This is a genomic window from Anaerocolumna sp. (assembly GCF_032079385.1).
Lineage (GTDB): Bacteria > Bacillota > Clostridia > Lachnospirales > Lachnospiraceae > Anaerocolumna.
The window spans coordinates 14,978-33,857 of sequence record NZ_DAMAUC010000025.1 but is presented as its reverse complement, the minus strand read 5'-3'; the positions used below and the strand labels follow the sequence as shown (position 1 = coordinate 33,857).

Here is an 18,880-nt window from a genome sequence, read left to right as displayed (position 1 = left end):
GGTATAAAAGGAGGTGACTTCTTAGTATATGGTTTTAAAAGAATATGAACCATCCATTGAAAATGTTATTAAGCAGCTGTGTGAAAATTCACGTTTTCCACAAACGACTAAATATAAGCAGCATGGAAGAATAAGCATATATGAGCACAGTATCGCTGTAGCATACACAAGTTGTTGGATTGCACGTAAACTCCATTTTAACGTGGATTATGTATTGCTAATTAGAGGTGCTTTGCTTCACGATTACTTTCTATATGATTGGCATGATAGAAATAACGGATATCGTCTGCATGCCTTTTCACATCCTCGAAAAGCCTTGCAGAATGCTTGTGAGGATTTTGAACTGACACCAAAAGAGAAAAATATTATTCTTCGGCATATGTTTCCGCTGACACCCATACCCCCGTATTATTTGGAAAGCTGGATTGTATGTGTTGCGGATAAATTCTGTGCTCTGAAAGAAACATTCCGAATGAATGATATACAGTTAAAAAAATGTTTAGGAGTATATCAGTATGATTTTAAGTGAATTATTCATTTGTTTTTTTTTCTATAGCTTAACTGGGTGGCTTTATGAATCTCTTTTTTGCTCAATCTTTGGAAAGCGACGGTTTATGAACCGTGGATTTTTACTTGGACCATATTGCCCTATTTATGGTACCGGCGCAATTTTATGTTTGCTCGTATTAAGGAGCAATACCAATATTTTTGAGGTTTTTGCGATTGCGGCTGTTTTATGTTGTGTCGTAGAATATATTACCTCTTTCTGCATGGAGAAATTTTTTCATGCAAAATGGTGGGACTATAGCAATCTGCCTTTTCAACTACATGGGAGGATTTGCTTATATGGAGGCATTATTTTTGGAGGAGGGGTTGTAGTTGTCAAATTTTTCGTACAGCCAACTCTTATGCAGTTTACCACTCAATTAAACGAAAGCTTGTTAAATGGATTAGCACTTGCTTTTTTAATTGTCATCGGAATTGATATGGTTCTTACGCTTGGAAGCTGGAAAGGAATTAATGAGCATCTGTGTATACTCCATACTGCAATTTATGATAAAGCAGACGGAACGTTCTCTAAGCTTACTGACAGGTTCTGGGATACACCAATTTCATCTGTTGCTGAAAAAGGACATGGGCTTTTAATCAGGGTGCAAAGAAAAGGCATCGGAAACTAGACGACGCTGCTGATATCAGCTCTGAAGATGTGATTTAGTATAAATAATAGAATAAGGTGATTAAAAAATATGGATAAGATTAGTATACCAAACCATTTGGCAATTATTGTAGACGGCAACAGACGATGGGCGAGAATACGTAACATGCCCGCATTTATGGGACATAAGTATGGATTTGAACGCTTAGAAAAAGTAATTGATTATGCAGTAAAGTTAGGTATTCCGTATATAAGTCTCTTTGTATTTTCCACTGAGAATTTTAAAAGAGATGATAAGGAAGTTGAATACCTGATGGAGCTGTTTTGTAAGAATTTTTCTAAGATGGCTGCGAAAATGAAAAAGGAGAATATAAAGGCTGTTTTTTCCGGAAGGAGAGCGGACCTTGTTCCTTCTGTAATAAATGCTATAGATTATTTATCCTTTGAAACACAGAATTGTACAGGAGCAACCGTTAATTTTTGTCTTAACTACGGTGGGAAAGCGGAAATTGTCGACGCGTGCAAAGCAATTGCTATTGAAATAAATGATAACGCTTTGAAAATACAAGATATCAATGAAACAACTTTTACCCAGTACCTTTATACCGATTTGCCACCTGTAGATTTTCTAGTGCGTACAAGCGGAGAAACTCGTATCAGTAATTTTATGCTGTGGCAGCTTGCTTACTCGGAAATGTATTTTACTGATGTTCTTTTTCCTGATTTTGATGAGAATTGTTTTAATGAAGCACTCAGAGCTTATCAATGCCGCAGCCGTCGTTTTGGCGGAGATTCTCTCAAATAAGAGAGTTTTCAATAAATGTCATTGATTCATTACAGTTTAAAATGGAAAGGAGAGATTGGTTTTGAAAAAAGAAATGTGCGCCGGTTCTCCGAATAAAAATTCCAGCGCAAAAATTCAAATCAGACTAATGGTGGAATTAAAATGACAAAGGATGAAGTTAAGACAAAGGATGTGAGCCTGGTCTTAGAAGGTGGAGCACTTCGAGGCTTATTTACGGCCGGAGTATTGGACTATTTTATGGAACAAGGGTTGAAATTTCCCTATGTAGTTGGAGTATCTGCAGGAGCCTGCAATTTGCTGGGATATGCCGCACATCAAGTTGGCTATACGAAAGACTGTATGATTCAAAGAGATGCTAAAAATCAGTATTTTGGTATAAATCAACTGTTACATGCTAAAACCATAATCAATTTAGACCGTATTTTTTATGAGTATCCATACAATCAGCTTCCCTTTAATTTTAAAGCATTTTTTAATTCCGGAATCAAGACGGAATTCGTTGTTACAAATTGCGTTACCGGAAAGGCGGAATATCTTCATGAAAACAGCGATGAACATCGACTTGGTACTTTGGGCAAAGCCTCCGCCAGTGTACCGTTATTTACCAAAATGGTAGAACTGGATAAGAAGAAGTATCTGGATGGAGGCTTAACAGACTCCATACCCATCGAGCGTGCAATTACCCAGGGCTTCTCTAAAAATGTGGTTATTTTAACCCGCAGTCGTGGCAATGCCCCGACCATGAATTACTATCAGAGAATATTGTATCAGACATTTTACAAGGATTTTCCACAATTGCTTGAAGCAATATTGAACCGGCCGGCAATGTATCAAAGCCAGCTTGCATTATTAGACTCGCTTCAAGAAGATGGAAAAGTATTTGTAATACGCCCCAAACTTCCCGAAATCAAACGATTTGAAACAGACCCTGATACGCTGGAAGCGTATTATCAACACGGCTTACAGATTGCAAAATCGTGCTGGAAAGAACTGCAAACCTATCTATTTCATTCTACTCCAACTCCCCAATTAACAGAAAGCGGAACTTAATGTTGGTTAGATGAATGTATATTTTGTAAAGGAGAATCTACTATGAATTTTAGTGATAAAGCAAAGGCCTTTGGATTTGATCAAGCAATTAAATATTTGGAAAAGGATCCGGTAACAAACATTCCTAAACTTGCAGGGCTGGTGGATCGTTTTCTTCCAAAAGAGGAATTTGCACAGCAGCGTAAGGCTGTTATGTCGGCAATTGAAAAAAAAGACAATTGGTATCAGCTAATTATGAAAATGTATGAGTTGGACGCAGGTACAAGAATTACCTTCTTCCGCAATTTCATCCTGAATGAGAATTTCTTTGGTTGGCCCGAACAGGAGAAAAACCGTGAAAAATATGGCTGTAATATTCCCTGGGCTATCCTATTGGACCCTACTTCCGCATGCAATCTAAAATGCACTGGATGCTGGGCAGCTGAATATGGGCATAAACTCAATCTTTCTTTTGAGGATATAGACTCCATTATTGAGCAAGGCAAGGCATTGGGTACATATCTCTATATCTATACCGGAGGTGAACCTTTGGTTCGGAAACAGGATTTAATACGCTTATGTGAAAAACACGCTGACTGTATGTTTTTGTGCTTTACAAACTCGACGCTGATTGATGAAGATTTTTGTAAGGAACTGCTGCGAGTAAAAAACTTCATACCTTCAATTAGTTTAGAAGGCTTTGAGGAGGCAAATGACAGTCGCCGCGGAGATGGGGTTTACTCTAAGGTAATGCATGCCATGCAGCTGCTTAAAGATCACAAGCTGCCATTTGGGGTTTCCGTTTGCTATACCAGCGTCAACTGGAATGATGTTACCAGTGAGGAATTCTATGACAAGATCATAGATATGGGAGCTCTTTTTGTATGGTTTTTTCATTATATGCCAGTAGGAAAGGGTGCGGTTTCTGAACTGATGGTCACTCCTGAGCAGCGTATAGAACTATGCAAGCGTATCAGGGAATTTCGTAAAACTAAAGCTATCTTTGCCATGGATTTTCAAAACGATGCACAATATGTTGGTGGCTGCATTGCAGGTGGGCGACGCTATCTTCATATCAATGCTGCGGGAGATGTTGATCCCTGCGTATTTATCCATTATTCCAATGCTAATATTCATAATTGCACCTTGCTGGAAGCTCTACAATCCCCTATTTTTATGGCCTACCATGACGGTCAGCCCTTCAATGAGAATATGCTGCGCCCCTGTCCGATGTTAGAAAATCCCCAGCTTCTGCCTGAAATAGTTAAAAAGACAGGAGCACACTCAACGGATCCTCAATCACCGGAAAGCGCGGAGGAACTGTGTGCCCGGACGATAGGTTATGCTGAGCACTGGACTCCGGAAGCTGAACAGCTTTGGCATGCTGGTACTTCCTGTGCGGGTTGTTCACAGTGTGGGGGTGAAAGGGGTTGATGATATGTCTTATCAGATTATAACGGATGCTACGGCCGATATGGATTGGAGTCTATGGGACGTATGCGTAATTCCAATGGAAGTACGTCTCAACAATCTTACCTATATTTATGGACCCAATGGTACGATCGGCATCCCTGATTTCTATAAGGCACAACAATCAGGCGCAGAAACCAGTACATCACAGATTTCCCCCTATGAATTTAACCGGGTATTTGAAAAGTATTTGTCGCAGGGAACGGACATTTTATATTTGGGATTCTCCTCCAGTATGTCCGGAACATTTCAGAATTCCTGTTTAACTGTTGATGAATTAATGAAACAGTATCCAGAAAGACGCATCATATGTATTGACACGCTGGCTGCCTCCGTGATGGAAGGATATCTTGTATATGAAGCTGCCAGAAAAAAAGCAGAGGGAATTGCCTTAGAAGATCTTGCAGATTGGGTAAAGGCATTGCGAAAACAAGCCTGCTGTCGATTTGTAGTAGACGATTTGAATACACTGAAACGAGGAGGCCGTATCTCATCGGCAAACGCTTTTATAGGTACGACCCTCCAGATCAGACCAATTTTAGATATAAATGAAAACGGTTGTTTGCAAATGATTGGGAAAGAGCATGGGAGAAAAAAATCAATCAACGGCTTATTAAACTACTATCATACCAAGAGCAAGAAATCTACTGATGGGGTTGTTGTTATTGGACACGGAAATTGCCTGAAAGATGCAGAAACACTCAGAGAAGCTATTCAAGAACAATATCCGAATACAGAAGTTATCATCACTCATATTGGTCCCGTAATAGGAGCGCATACAGGCGCGGGTATGTTATCAATTGCCTTTTGTTGATCGAATGCCTAAAGACTTGTCTAATTATTTGAGTAAATTTACAAGCAAATAATCTCTTTATCCCGTTGTCTGCCCGTATTTGGCAGATAGCGGGCTGCTTTTAAAAGCAGTCAAGAAAGGATACTGTAATCCATGTATGACGATATATAAACGATTGGCTCCATTCCACTCTATGATTATGGCTTGATAGCAATAGGAACGCGCTTTGAACATAAACCTTTTTATAAAAGGAGAACGTATAAATGACAATAAATCAAAAAAAGAATTTTATTATGAATATTATATATATCACTTTAATTGTAGTTATTGTATATATCTTTATTAAACATGTTCTTATTCTGGTAATGCCTTTTATAATCGGTTTCTTAGTAGCCCTGTTATTAAGACCAGTAATAAACTTGGTGTCCGATAAATTTCATCTTCCGAATAAAATTGCTGCAGTGGCCTTGGTTTTATTATCTTATGTCGGGGTAAGTTCGCTGATATCGTGGGTTGGCATGCGTTTTGTTATTTTAATAAAGAACAGTATTGTTAGGCTTCCGGAGACATATGCGTTTCAAATTGAACCTGCAATTGGTGATATTTTTGAAAATATTGAAAAAGCTTCTGCCAAACTTGATCCCACGATGGTTCAAGTGATACAAGATATAGCTGCTTCTATATCTCAATCAACAGGTTCTGTTATTACCAAAGTTTCTTCAACTGTAATTGAGTTTATTTCTTCTTCCGTATCATTTTTGCCGAGTTTATTTTTAGGAATTGTATTTGCAGTCATTTCCTCTTTGTTTTTTGCAATTGATTACAATAAGATAACTTCTTATATTTCAAATAGACTACCCTCCAAAAATACTAGTCTTATAACTGAATTAAAAGTATTGGCAACTGGAATCGGCTTTAAGTATGTGAAAGCATATACCATATTAATGATAGTCACATTTGTGGAGCTAGCCTTGGGCCTGCTTCTCCTGAGAGTGAACAGAGCGATTGAGGTTGCCGCATTGATTGCCATAATCGACTTCCTCCCAGTACTTGGTACAGGTGGAGTTGTTATCCCATGGATTTTTATTGAGCTTATTCAGGGCAACTTTCCCTTTGCGTTGGGATTAACGGCATTATATCTTCTCATAACAGTTGTCCGTAATATATTAGAGCCTAAACTGATAGGAGAGCAGATAGGACTGCACCCCCTTATTATGCTGATAAGTATGTATGTTGGGGGCAAAATCTTTGGATTTGTAGGATTTATCGCCCTGCCTGTTACTATTGTTGTTATAAAGTATCTTTATGACAATGATAAAATTCACATATTCAAACAGGATAAAGACCTGTGAAGCAGCTATGAAAAGGCATTGGAATTCTAGATTTTATCAGCAATTTGAAAATGTGAGGAGATAGTCTCTTCCCTAAACGCTATACTATAAAACGAATTTTTCAAAGGAGGACTTAAAAAATAATATGCTGGACTTTATTTCCATACCAATGGGATTTATTTTAAAATTTATATATGATAATCTGGCATTTCAAAATTATGGAATTGCAATTGTACTCTTTACTGTAGGTGTAAAGTCACTGTTACTTCCCATGACAATCAAACAGGTACAATCCACCTCCAAAATAAGCGAGATTCAGCCGCAAGTACAAGAAATACAAAAGAAATACAGCGACGACAAAGAAAAGCAAGGTGCAGAAATGATTAAGTTGTACAAAGAAAACAAAGTAGATCCAGCAGGAGGCTGTCTTCCTCTTTTGATCCAGATGCCGATTTTGTTTTCTCTGTATTATGTAATTTCTCAGCCTTTAAAGTATATGGTCGGAAAATCCCCTGAGATAATCGCAGAACTTTATGGGCTGATACCACATGGGGCTGGAAATATTAACAATATGAAAGATCTGAGCATCATTACTTATTTTAGCAGCCACCCGGAACAGCTTTCGCAAGTATCTCACCTGTTAAAACCAGAGGATTTGCTGAATATGAGCTTTTTAGGGATCAATTTGGGGGATGTGCCTAGTTGGAATCCTGTCAATTATATTACCCCCGGTACAGATATACATAGCTATCTTCTACTGTTGATCCCGATATTGTCGGGACTTACATCTTATATTTCTATGAAATATTCTACGAAGAACACTATAAAAGCAAGCGGAGCAGAGATACAAACCGCTATACAGAATAATATGGCTTTACTTTCCCCCATCATAAGTGGGGTAATCGCTTTTACAGTTCCTGCCGGACTGGGACTGTATTGGATTATAGGTAATATCTATCAGTTTTTACAACAAGTATTTCTTGATATTTTTATACTAAAAAAATCCAGATAGCCCCTACCACCTATCTTTGTGTCCCAATTAAAACTTTTCTATATATAAAATCCTCCAGTAAAGATTGTTTACAATTCATCGGCAATCGTTTGGCTATGCACAAAGCAATTATGATTTTTGTAAACATCCTTATTGGAGGATTCTAAGAGGGACTACTCATTTTTATGGAGTTAGTAAAACGTATTGGTATTTTTACCTTTCACATCCCTTTTTACATTCTTATTTATAAAGTTCTACTAACTTTAACAGATGTTCATAACGTTCCATAGCAGCTTTTTCAGAATCACTAAATAGTTGTTCTGCACGATCAGGGAATGAACGTTGTAAACGGCTGTAACGAGTTTCGTTATTTAAGAATTCTTGGTAAGTTCCATCTCCTGGCTTAGAAGTCAATGTAAATGGATTCTTTCCTTCTGCTTTAAGAGCAGGATTGAAAGAGAATAGGTTCCAATATCCAGCTTTAACAGCAGCTTTCATTTCATTCTGGCAGTGGTTCATACCACCCTTGATTCCGTGAAGTTCACAAGGTGCATATCCAATGATTAAGGATGGTCCGTTATAAGCTTCTGCTTCAGCAATAACCTTAACAGTCTGAGCTGGGTTAGCACCAAGAGCAACCTGTGCTACATATACATAGCCATAGCTCATAGCGATTTCAGCAAGGCTCTTCTTTCCAATCTCTTTACCGGCAGCAGCGAACTGACAAACTTCACCGATATTAGATGCTTTCGAAGCCTGTCCACCTGTATTAGAGTACATTTCTGTATCGAATACCATAATATTTACATTCTCTCCGGAAGCAAGTACATGGTCAAGTCCACCGAATCCGATATCATATGCCCATCCATCACCACCAAGAATCCATACGGATTTTTTAGCAAGGTATTGTTTCTTTTCAAGAACTTCATTAGAAAGTTCACATCCAGCAGAAGCAGCTTTTTCAAGTTCAGCAATTACGCAATCTGTAGCCGGTGTGTTTTCTGTAGTATTTTCTTTTGTTTCAACAAACTTAGCTATAGCAGCTTTTAATTCAGCAGATGCTTTTTCAGAAGCAGCAATCTTCTCAAGTTTGGCAATAACCTGCTCACGAAGAGTCTTCTGTCCAAGATACATACCAAATCCATGCTCTGCATTGTCTTCGAATAAGGAGTTAGCCCATGCTGGACCCTTCTTGGAATCTTTATTTACTGTATATGGACAAGTTGCAGCAGGACCGCCCCAGATAGAAGAACATCCTGTAGCATTGGAAATATACATTTTCTCACCAAACAGCTGTGTAATTAAACGAGCATAAGATGTTTCCGCACATCCTGCGCAGCTTCCTGAGAACTCAAGAAGTGGTTGATTAAACTGAGATCCCTTAACTGTTGTATCCGCTGGCATTCCTGGCTTCTTACCTACATTAGCAACTAAGTAGTCAAATACTGGTTGTTCTTCTGCCTGAGATTCTTGAGGAACCATCTTAATAGAATTGGTAGGACATACGGTTATACATTCACCACATCCCATACAATCTAAAGGAGTTACGCTCATTGTGTATTTGTATTCGCCAGCCTTAGGCTTTGTATCAGCAAGTTTAATGTTAGAAGGAGCTGCCTTTACTTCGTCTTCACTTAACATAAATGGACGAATAGTAGCATGTGAGCATACAAATGCACATTGGTTACATTGGATACATGTTGCTGGATCCCATTCTGGTACAGATACAGCGATACCACGTTTTTCATATGCGGAAGCACCTACTTCAAACTGTCCGTCTATATGATCTGCAAATGCAGATACAGGCAGGTTATCACCATCCATTAAGTTAATAGGATTCATAAGGCCCTTAACCATCTTAACTGTTTTTGAAAGACCTGTAATTTCAGCTTCTGGAGCATCTGCTTCTGGATTAGACCAAGAAGCTGGAACTTCAACTTTATGAATAGCATCTACACCAGCATCAATTGCTTTGTAGTTCATTTCTACTACTGCATCACCTTTTTTACCATAAGATTTCTTAGCAGCAGCTTTCATATACTCAATAGCTTTTTCAATTGGCATAACATTTGCTAATTTAAAGAATGCAGATTGAAGAATTGTATTAGTACGTTTACCCATACCAATTTCAATTGCTTTATCAATAGCGTCGATTGTATATAACTGAATGTTGTTATCAGCGATATATTTCTTAGCTGCAGCATTCAATTTAGAGCTTAATTCCTCATCTGACCATTGACAGTTAATCATAAAGATTCCGCCTGGTTTCACATCCTGAACCATCTTATATCCTTTAACAACATAGGATGGATTATGACATGCCACAAAGTCAGCCTGATTTATATAATATGGGCTCTTGATTGGTTTGTCACCAAAACGAAGGTGAGAAATTGTAACACCGCCGGTTTTCTTAGAGTCATATTGGAAATATGCCTGGATATATTTATCTGTATGGTCACCAAGTATCTTAGTAGAGTTCTTATTAGCGCCTACTGTACCATCACCGCCAAGACCCCAGAACTTGCACTCAACAGTACCTGCTGCAGATGTAATAGGAGCTGGTTTTACTTCTGGTAAGCTTAAGTTTGTAACATCATCTATGATACCGATGGTAAAACGTGATTTTGGAGCATCTTTTTGTAATTCTGTATATACCGCAAAGATAGATGAAGGTGGTGTATCCTTGGAACCAAGTCCATAGCGTCCACCGGTAAGGATAACATCATTCATACCTGCTTCACGAAGAGTTACAGCAACATCAAGGTATAAAGGATCGCCTAATGCGCCTGGCTCTTTTGTACGGTCAAGCACAGCGATTTTTTTAGCTGTCTTAGGCAGTACCTTAATAAGGCTGTCAGATACCCAAGGACGATATAAACGAACTTTAACAAGTCCGACTTTTTCGCCTTTTGCTGTTAAATAATCGATAACTTCTTCCGCTACATCACAAACAGATCCCATAGCGATGATGACACGGTCAGCATCCGGAGCTCCGTAGTAGTTGAATAAATCATAATCTGTACCAAGTTTTTCATTGATCTTAGCCATGTATTTTTCAACAACAGCAGGTAAATCATTGTATGCTGTGTTACATGCTTCACGATGTTGGAAGAAAACGTCTCCATTTTCATGAGAACCACGCATAGCAGGACGTTCTGGATTTAGTGCATGTTCGCGGAAAGCTTTAACAGCATCCATATTGCACATTCCTTTTAAATCTTCAAAATCCCATTTTTCTATTTTTTGAATTTCATGGGAAGTACGGAATCCATCAAAGAAATTGATAAATGGAACTTTTCCTTCGATTGTTGCAAGATGTGCAACCGGGCTTAAGTCCATAACTTCTTGTGGGTTTGATTCAGCTAACATAGCGAAACCTGTCTGACGACAAGCATATACGTCACTATGGTCACCAAAGATGTTAAGAGAATGTGTAGCTACTGTACGCGCAGATACATCGAATACACATGGAAGTTGCTCACCAGCAATCTTGTACATATTAGGGATCATTAAAAGAAGCCCCTGAGAAGCTGTAAATGTAGTAGTAATTGCACCTGCAGCAAGAGAACCATGAACTGTTCCTGCCGCACCTGCTTCGGACTGCATTTCAACAACCTTTACCTGGTTACCGAAAATATTCTCCAATCCTGCAGCAGACCACTGGTCAACAACATCGGCCATTGGACTTGAGGGTGTAATAGGATAAATAGCTGCAACATCTGTAAACGCATAGGCTACATGAGCTGCGGCTGTATTACCATCCATTGATTGTTTAGCTCTAGTCATTTAAAATTTCCTCCTTTTTGATTCACAGTCGTCAAAATTCCCTGTTAATCGACAATAATTTTATCATTTATTTAAAAATTTGTAAAGGTCTGCAAGCTTTAATTAGTTATAAAATTGTCAATGTATTATTGTAAGAATTGCAGTTAGATAATGAAGATTTTTCCTTAATCTCCTTATCCGTTCATCTTCTACATTTAGCTTTTTATAGGGAGAATTAAAAAGAGGAAGCTGATAAATGATAAATTTAGTTAAATTAGAATTGTATAAACCTAGTATTAATGCGGCCTGACGATGACAACGAGCTTTTACACTCATTATCCGCCTATGTAAAAGGAGCTCTATACGAGCTCCTATTTTTTCTTTATATTGTCCAGGATATCATTGGTCTTATCCAAAACATCTTCTTTTATCTCATCTAGCTTATTTCCAATATTTCCTTTAATTGTCTGCATCTTTCCTTCAAACTCTAATTCATCGTCATCAAATACCTTACCTAATGATTCTTTTACTTTTCCCATAACTTTATCTTTTTCATTCTTAATATTATTTTCCACTAGCTGACCTCCGTCTAAGTTACCGGAAATACGTTCATATTGCCGGTTTGTTTACATAAGTTATCATTTTTCTATATACCTACATGTTCTAATATCTGTAGCAATAATAATATGTGTATAATTTTTCTAATTTATTCTGATAATTATGTTATCTTAACCGTATTACAAATAATTATATGTCGGCAGTATGGTTTTAAATATATTTTTATATAAATTACTCCACTAATTCCCATAAAATTTCTGAAATATCCCCGTTTAAGATATAATCAGCCATATGGTCACTTGGAGTGCAGTCCTTGTTTATAAGAATTAGTTTATCTCCCTTATAATACTGTAACAGCCCTGCCGCAGGATATACCACTAAAGAAGTTCCCCCTACAATTAATACCTCTGCATTTTTAATGGCATTAATTGCATTTCTATAGACATTTTCATCAATGGGTTCCTCATATAGGACCACATCAAATCGAATTGTACCGCCGCAATCTTCGCATTTTGGCACACCCTCCCCATGAAATGCATATTCGGAGGAATATTTCTTTCCGCATTTTATACAATAGAATCTAGTAGCGTTCCCATGGAATTCAATGACATGTTTCGAACCGGCAAGCTGATGGAGTCCGTCAATATTTTGTGTAACAATGGCTTTTAACTTACCGGATTCTTCTAACTTAACCAATGCTTTATGTGCATTATTTGGCTGTGCCTCCGGATAATACAGATTATTTCTAAAGTAATCATAGAATTCCTTGGTATGTTCTGTAAAGAAAGTGTGACTTAACATATACTCCGGTGAATAATCCATGCCCGTTGCTTTGTTATACAAACCAGTGGCTGATCGAAAATCCGGAATATTGGAGGCTGTTGATACCCCTGCTCCTCCAAAGAATACAATATGATTACTTTCTCTTATTATCTCTTTTACCTTATGAAAAGTTTCCTTATTCATGGCATTTACCTCCTTATTAGCAGAATCACTTGTACTAATATATAATTATATCACATCCAATAAATAAAAGCCCAAACCTTATTAATGTGTTTGAGCTTTTATTATTTCCTATTAAATTTCTTATTAATTAAACCCTATTAAGACTCTAAACAGTTCATACCAGAACAGCACAAATATTCTCCCGGCTTTGGTGTGTGTATTCACAAGGCCGCCTAATACCGTATAACGCAGCTTTTTGTATACTTCAGGTCTTTTCTCTTTCATATACTCCCAAAGTGCCGCTTTTTTGCGCAAATGTTCCGCCGTTCCCCCGCGAATAAGCAGCACAGAGGAGACCAAGGTAACAATTTCCAAATAATTAAGCATATAGCGCCGCATTTTAGGTGGAACATTGGTAAAATCAGCTTTATCAATCATAAGTTTATTTACGCGTAACTGTTGGTCTATGCGCTTTATCATCACTTTTTCGTTTACGGACTGGTCATTTCTTCCGATATAATAGCGGTATAAATTTACGTTCAAATAGTACATGCTTTTTACATCCGTAAATGGAATGAACACATACAGATTATCAACGTAAAAAGTATGTTCAGGTAAGCGGAAGGAGCAGCGTTTCAAAATTTCAGTCCGGTATATGAGTGAATGCATAAGCATATAACGTCCTTTTTTAAAGCGCCCCATATCATTCCACGAAAATTCCTCTCCTTTTTGTTAGTTTTTTCTGTTCCATGTTATACCTAAGGATGAATAAAAGTTCAAGCAAATTAGTGTTTTAACTTTTACAGAAAAGTTAATAAATGGATAACTACTAAATCGGTAACTTAGTACGAACCTCTCTCATAAAATAATTTTAATGACACATCTAGGGTATGCATAATGAATTATATAATATTTAAAATCATTGAGTCCTTGATATTTGTAATTGCACTATCTACCGATGCATTTATCGCAAGTTTAGCCTATGGCAGTAACAAAATAAAAATTCCCATGATTTCAGCTCACGTAATCTCGTTCTTATGTACTGTTGTATTAGGAATTTCTCTTTTGCTTGGTACTTTTCTTAAACCATATATACCTAGTGTTATACTGCATCTGGTCTCCTTCGGTATCTTATTTATTTTAGGCATCATCAAGCTGCTGGATAATATAATAAAATCTATAATTGATAAACATACCATAATAGATAAACAAATCAAATTCCATCTGCTCAATCTAAATTTCATTTTAAATATCTATGCTAATCCGAAAGAAGCCGATATCGATGATTCGAAAATACTATCACCAAAAGAGGCCTTGTCTCTTGCTATTGCTTTGTCCATTGACAGTTTGGTAGCAGGTGTTGGTGCGGCATTAGCAAATGTGAGCATCTTAGCTGTATTAATATCATCTTTGCTATTTAGCTTACTAGCCGTAAAATTAGGAGAGTATCTGGGGAATAAGCTAAGTGACAAAGTACCTTTCCGCTTATCCTGGCTAAGCGGTATCATATTAATTTCTCTGGCTTTTCTAAGATTATTCAACTAATCAAAAATCAGCACCCTGTCTGCCTTATTGGTATATTAGGTTGCTGATTTTATTATTTATTGGATCGACTTAAACTTGTCTTTTCTTCAACTTCTTTTATCGTCATAACAAATCCATAACTATAGGTCTTGAAGTTATATTTTACTCATCTTATTATACACCTCATTTCTTATTATGTCTTTAAAGTATAAATAAAGTTTACAGTCAAGTACTTTTAGGCGATTTTTCTTGAGAATTATAATTTTTCAACTGGCATGGTTTGCACCTGCCATACAACACCGTACTCTGCCACAGATGTGCTATCTCTGTCAATTGTATCTCAACTATTCTCAAAGACACTATTATCTGTAAACCAGATTGACTATTACTGCAAAGATAGTATAATTAATTTATCGATGGAAAAATGTCGAATTGTAGGATAAAATATCCACATTGGGAGAGGGTGAATTTATGACATCTATACGAAAAAAACTGACCATTTATACGTTACTTCTTGTTTTTATACCATTTCTAATATCAAATATAACTAGTGCATATTATTTGAATTTGAATTATGGTGAAGAATTAGAGAAAAGAAATACAGAATTAGCTGGTTCTCTTTCGGAGCAAGTAAGCGCATTTATTGACAAAGGATACTCCATTACAGAGCAAATGACGTTTAATAATGACGTAAAAGGATTTATACCGGATAAACAAAAGCAAGTATTACTTGATGTGTTTGATAAGCATCCCTATTTTGACTTATTATACATTCAGGGGACAGATGGAATGCAGACCGCCAGAACAACAGGTGAATTAGGGGACCGTTCAGGAAGATGGTGGTTTATAAAGACCATAGAAGAAAAGACCTCTTTTGTAAGTAAATCTTACTACTCTGTTAACGGTAATGTTCCGGTTACAACCATAGCTATGCCTATCTATGACAATAATGAGAAACTTATAGGTGTAATGGGAGCTGACATAAAATTAGATGCTCTTCAGCAGCAAATCAAAAAGTATAGTGAAGGAAGCAAATATGCGTTTATAGTTGACGGAGATGGTGTTGTTATTGCACATCCTGATTCCGTACAGTTGTCAGAACTATACAATTATGTAACAATGAAAAAGACAGTATTACAAACAGACTCCAGTGGTAATGTTATCAATGACGAAAATGGTAACCCTCTTACGCAAGAAGTGGATTTTCAAGTACCTGATACTCTGAATCAGATAATAAAATCAGCATTAAACGGAGAAAATGGGTTTACGACTTATAAAAACAATGAAGGGGTAAAGGTAATAAGTGCATATCAATCCATAGCTCTTCCGGGAGAATCAGATAATTGGGCAGTAGTTACTATTGAAAATCAAAAAGATGCTACAATGTTCATTAGCAACAATCAGAAATTCACTATTCTAATAGGTGCCATCTCCTTGGCATTAGCATTTTTTCTTATAAGAGTAATAGCAAATAAAATAGCAGATCCTATCATAAAGTCTTCAGAGTATTTACAACAAATTGCCAGTGGTAACTTTGTTCTTGATGTAAATAAGAAATATATATCAAGGAATGATGAGATTGGTATTATTGCTAATGGTATTCAGAATATGAAGGAATCTCTGAAGAATTTGGTGATTGGAATTTCTAATGAATCCAAAACTATCGAAGATAGCGTTGCAAAGGTATTCTCTAATTTGGGCCAGTTAAATGAAAATTTGGAAAGTGTATCAGCCACTACACAAGAGCTTGCTGCCAGTACGGAAGAGAGTGCCGCCACTACAGAACAAATGTCAGCCACCTCCCAGCAAATAAAAGATGCCGCTAATTCCATTGCAACGAATTCTCAAAAAGGTACCTTAGCTGCAAAGAATATTAGTGAAAGAGCAGAAGAGACAAAAGAAAATGTTAACACATCACAGGAAAAAACCTTTACTGTATTAGAAGACACAAAACAAGTACTGGAGGATGCAATAGAAGAATCAAAGATTGTAGAGCAAATCAATGTTTTGACAGATTCTATCATGAGCATAACCCAGCAAACAAATCTATTGTCATTGAATGCTTCTATTGAGGCTGCCAGAGCCGGAGAAGCAGGCCGGGGATTTTCCGTTGTGGCAGAAGAAATCAGCAAACTTGCAGAACAGTCTAGAAATGCAGTTATGGATATACAGAATGTAACAGATAGGGTAATGACATCGGTGAATAATTTGTCGGAAAGTTCAGGTTCTCTGCTAAACTTTGTATCAACCAGTGTTACCCATGATTATAAGGATATGTTAGATGTTGCAGATAAATATAATGAAGATGCTAAATTTGTGGAAGAGCTTGTTTCTGATTTTAGTGCAACTGCAGAGGAATTATTGGCCTCCATTGAAGATATGACATCGGCAATTGATGGTGTAGCTTATGTAGCAAGTGAAAGTGCCAGCGGTACAACAGATATTGCAGGCAGAGTCTCAGAGGCTAATCTACAGTCCAATGATGTTATGAAACAAGTCAAAAGTACAAAAGAAAGTGCAGATCATCTAAAAAATGCAATTTCAAAATTTCGAACGAATTAAGAGTGAAACATAATCTTAGAATTACCAAGGGGTATCGCAAAATCACTAAAATATAGTGGCGGAGCGACACCCTCGTTCTATGCAGGTAAAAAAATAGAAAATATCCTGTTGTGGGGTCTGTTTATAGTTTTGTGTAAACACATGTTACAGAATATCTCATTTTGTGCTTAATGATAATACTCAAAAATCCATGAAATGCGGTCAAGTCAAGTGAACCTTTACGGCAATTCATGGATTTATTAAAATAATTAAAGAACCAAAAATCTAAAACACAGAATTTGAAACCGTCTCCTGTTGTGTGATTTTTTCCTTTTTAAGTACACTTTAATAAGCCTTGATTTTACTCTATTTTCTATGATGTTTTCAGCGAGAACAGATAATTTTCTATCTGTTCATTTTGTATCTTTATATGGAGTTTATTTATGTTGAGAGGATTAAAATCTAATCCCATACTAGTTATATACTTTCCGAATCTCCGTATAACCATCTTTTTCAAGATTTTCAACTTGAAATTTAACATTCTTATTTAGTGGCTGAACCAAAACTATATTTCCGCTTTCTCTTAATCTGGTTGCTTCTTCAAATATTTCAATTATCTTTTCAGAGCAAAGATTTTTATCAACTAAAATGGCGATTCTCTTTTTCTTCCTATAGTTATCCCATTTTACATTATCCTTTAAGATTGTTATAATTCGCTCAAATCCGATGGAAAATCCACATGCTGCAATGTTCTGACCACAGAATTTGCCTATCATTTCATCATAACGTCCACCACCTGCTATTGAGAAATTATATCCTATGATACTTATCTCGAAAATAGTACCCGTATAGTAGGACATTCCTCTTACTAATGCCGGATTATAAACTAATTTCACATCCTTGTTAATCATTTTTTTAACGCAGGCAATTATGGTATCTATGTTCTTTATAACCTGCGTGTCCACAAAATCCTTTGCTAAAAATTCGCAATACTCTGCACAACTACTTTCTTCATTCCTATTACTAAAAATAGAAATAAATTTTGACACTTTCTCAAAAGGATAACCTTTTAACAGTAATTCTTCTTTCACTTTGTCTGCCCCTAGTTTATCTATCTTGTCAAGAATTATGAACACTTCATCAAAATCTTCTTCACAAAATCCTGCATAGTCACCCATTGCTTTTAATATTCTTCTATCATTGATGTGCACTGTGAATTCAGAAATACCCACTTCTTTGAAAATGTTCGTTAACATTGTGGAAGTTGCAGCAATCAGTTCTATTTCAGCTAAAATTGTATTATCACCTAATATATCTAAATCGCACTGCATAAACTGACGGAATCTTCCTTTTTGTGGTTTATCTGCTCTGAATACATTACCTATTTGTAATGATTTAAAGGGCATAGTTAATTTGCTCATATTGTTTGCATAATATCTTGCCAATGGAACCGTCAAATCATAGCGCATTCCAGAGTCCGCTAGCTCCCACTTTCCGTCATCAAAGGCCCTTTTCAGTTCCTCTCCTCTTTTCATGATTTGAAACATTAATTTTTCATTCTCTCCACCTTGCTTACCTATTAAATTCTCAATATGTTCCACAATAGGTGTTTCTATTTGCGAAAAGCCATACAACTCATAGGTTTCTTTTATCATAGAGAGCACATATTCCCTTAATCTCATTTCTTCTGGTAATAAATCACACATACCTTTCACCGGTGTTTTGATAAATGCCATTATATTTTCCTCCTATTGAATTTTATATTTGTACTAAAAAAACCATCCAGGTTATACCCAAATGGCTGATTAATATATAAAGACATTACCTTTATCTAATAAGCATCTCATGGGCATAACCACTAGAACAAGCCCATGAATTTCATAGGCTAGCTTCTCCAGTAATTATGATGATGCATATTAGATAAATACATTATGTCTCCTCCAATTTACAATTTTATTATTTTGATAATACC

The 18,880-nt window shown here is 36.6% G+C and carries 15 protein-coding genes; 10 read left to right on the top strand and 5 right to left on the bottom strand.

Annotated elements, in window-relative coordinates; all coding sequences use genetic code 11:
• Nucleotides 1–28 precede the first annotated feature (28 nt).
• The 8 genes from RT261_RS16895 (at nt 29) to RT261_RS16860 (ending at nt 7,596) form a co-directional block, all read left to right on the top strand.
• On the top strand, nt 29–529 hold the full coding sequence (locus RT261_RS16895; protein WP_313134241.1) for an HD domain-containing protein: 501 nt from the start codon (nt 29–31) through the stop codon (nt 527–529).
• Complete coding sequence (locus RT261_RS16890) at nt 516–1,178, top strand: putative ABC transporter permease (protein ID WP_313134239.1); 663 nt, start codon at nt 516–518, stop codon at nt 1,176–1,178. The genes RT261_RS16895 and RT261_RS16890 overlap by 14 nt, the downstream gene beginning before the upstream one ends.
• Nucleotides 1,179–1,247: 69 nt before the next feature.
• Nucleotides 1,248–1,961, top strand: coding sequence for a polyprenyl diphosphate synthase (gene uppS, locus RT261_RS16885; protein WP_313134238.1), 714 nt, complete (start codon nt 1,248–1,250; stop codon nt 1,959–1,961).
• 141 nt (nt 1,962–2,102) lie between these two features.
• Entirely contained in the window at nt 2,103–3,011 is a 909-nt protein-coding gene (locus RT261_RS16880) for a patatin-like phospholipase family protein (protein ID WP_313134236.1), read from the top strand.
• Between the two features lie 42 nt (nt 3,012–3,053).
• Nucleotides 3,054–4,424 (top strand): radical SAM protein, encoded by a 1,371-nt coding sequence (locus RT261_RS16875; RefSeq protein WP_313134235.1) that lies wholly within the window; start codon nt 3,054–3,056, stop codon nt 4,422–4,424.
• Between the two features lie 4 nt (nt 4,425–4,428).
• The gene (locus tag RT261_RS16870; protein ID WP_313134234.1) at nt 4,429–5,274 is read left to right on the top strand and encodes a DegV family protein; all 846 of its coding nucleotides are present in this window, start codon (nt 4,429–4,431) and stop codon (nt 5,272–5,274) included.
• Nucleotides 5,275–5,516: 242 nt separating this feature from the next.
• On the top strand, nt 5,517–6,605 hold the full coding sequence (gene ytvI, locus RT261_RS16865; protein ID WP_313134233.1) for a sporulation integral membrane protein YtvI: 1,089 nt from the start codon (nt 5,517–5,519) through the stop codon (nt 6,603–6,605).
• Nucleotides 6,606–6,729: 124 nt separating this feature from the next.
• Complete coding sequence (locus tag RT261_RS16860; protein ID WP_313134231.1) at nt 6,730–7,596, top strand: YidC/Oxa1 family membrane protein insertase; 867 nt, start codon at nt 6,730–6,732, stop codon at nt 7,594–7,596.
• 219 nt (nt 7,597–7,815) lie between these two features.
• Here the strand turns inward: RT261_RS16860 and nifJ are convergent, their stop codons facing one another.
• From nifJ to RT261_RS16840, 4 genes are all read right to left on the bottom strand, one after another.
• The gene (nifJ, locus tag RT261_RS16855; protein ID WP_313134229.1) at nt 7,816–11,361 is read right to left on the bottom strand and encodes a pyruvate:ferredoxin (flavodoxin) oxidoreductase; all 3,546 of its coding nucleotides are present in this window, start codon (nt 11,359–11,361) and stop codon (nt 7,816–7,818) included.
• Nucleotides 11,362–11,711: 350 nt separating this feature from the next.
• Nucleotides 11,712–11,915 (bottom strand): CsbD family protein, encoded by a 204-nt coding sequence (locus RT261_RS16850; RefSeq protein WP_313134228.1) that lies wholly within the window; start codon nt 11,913–11,915, stop codon nt 11,712–11,714.
• A 214-nt stretch (nt 11,916–12,129) separates the two neighbouring features.
• Nucleotides 12,130–12,864, bottom strand: a complete 735-nt coding sequence (locus RT261_RS16845; protein ID WP_313134226.1) for an NAD-dependent protein deacylase — start codon at nt 12,862–12,864, stop codon at nt 12,130–12,132.
• A gap of 123 nt (nt 12,865–12,987) precedes the next feature.
• A complete protein-coding gene (locus RT261_RS16840; RefSeq protein ID WP_313134225.1) occupies nt 12,988–13,545 on the bottom strand; it encodes a hypothetical protein in 558 nt (185 codons plus the stop codon).
• 195 nt (nt 13,546–13,740) lie between these two features.
• Between RT261_RS16840 and ytaF the strand changes: the two genes are divergently transcribed.
• Both ytaF and RT261_RS16830 read left to right on the top strand, forming a co-directional pair.
• The gene (ytaF, locus tag RT261_RS16835) at nt 13,741–14,388 is read left to right on the top strand and encodes a sporulation membrane protein YtaF (protein ID WP_313134224.1); all 648 of its coding nucleotides are present in this window, start codon (nt 13,741–13,743) and stop codon (nt 14,386–14,388) included.
• A gap of 450 nt (nt 14,389–14,838) precedes the next feature.
• A complete protein-coding gene (locus tag RT261_RS16830; RefSeq protein ID WP_313134223.1) occupies nt 14,839–16,929 on the top strand; it encodes a methyl-accepting chemotaxis protein in 2,091 nt (696 codons plus the stop codon).
• A 452-nt stretch (nt 16,930–17,381) separates the two neighbouring features.
• Here the strand turns inward: RT261_RS16830 and hisS are convergent, their stop codons facing one another.
• Nucleotides 17,382–18,644, bottom strand: a complete 1,263-nt coding sequence (hisS, locus tag RT261_RS16825) for a histidine--tRNA ligase (RefSeq protein WP_313134222.1) — start codon at nt 18,642–18,644, stop codon at nt 17,382–17,384.
• Between the last annotated feature and the right edge of the window lie 236 nt (nt 18,645–18,880).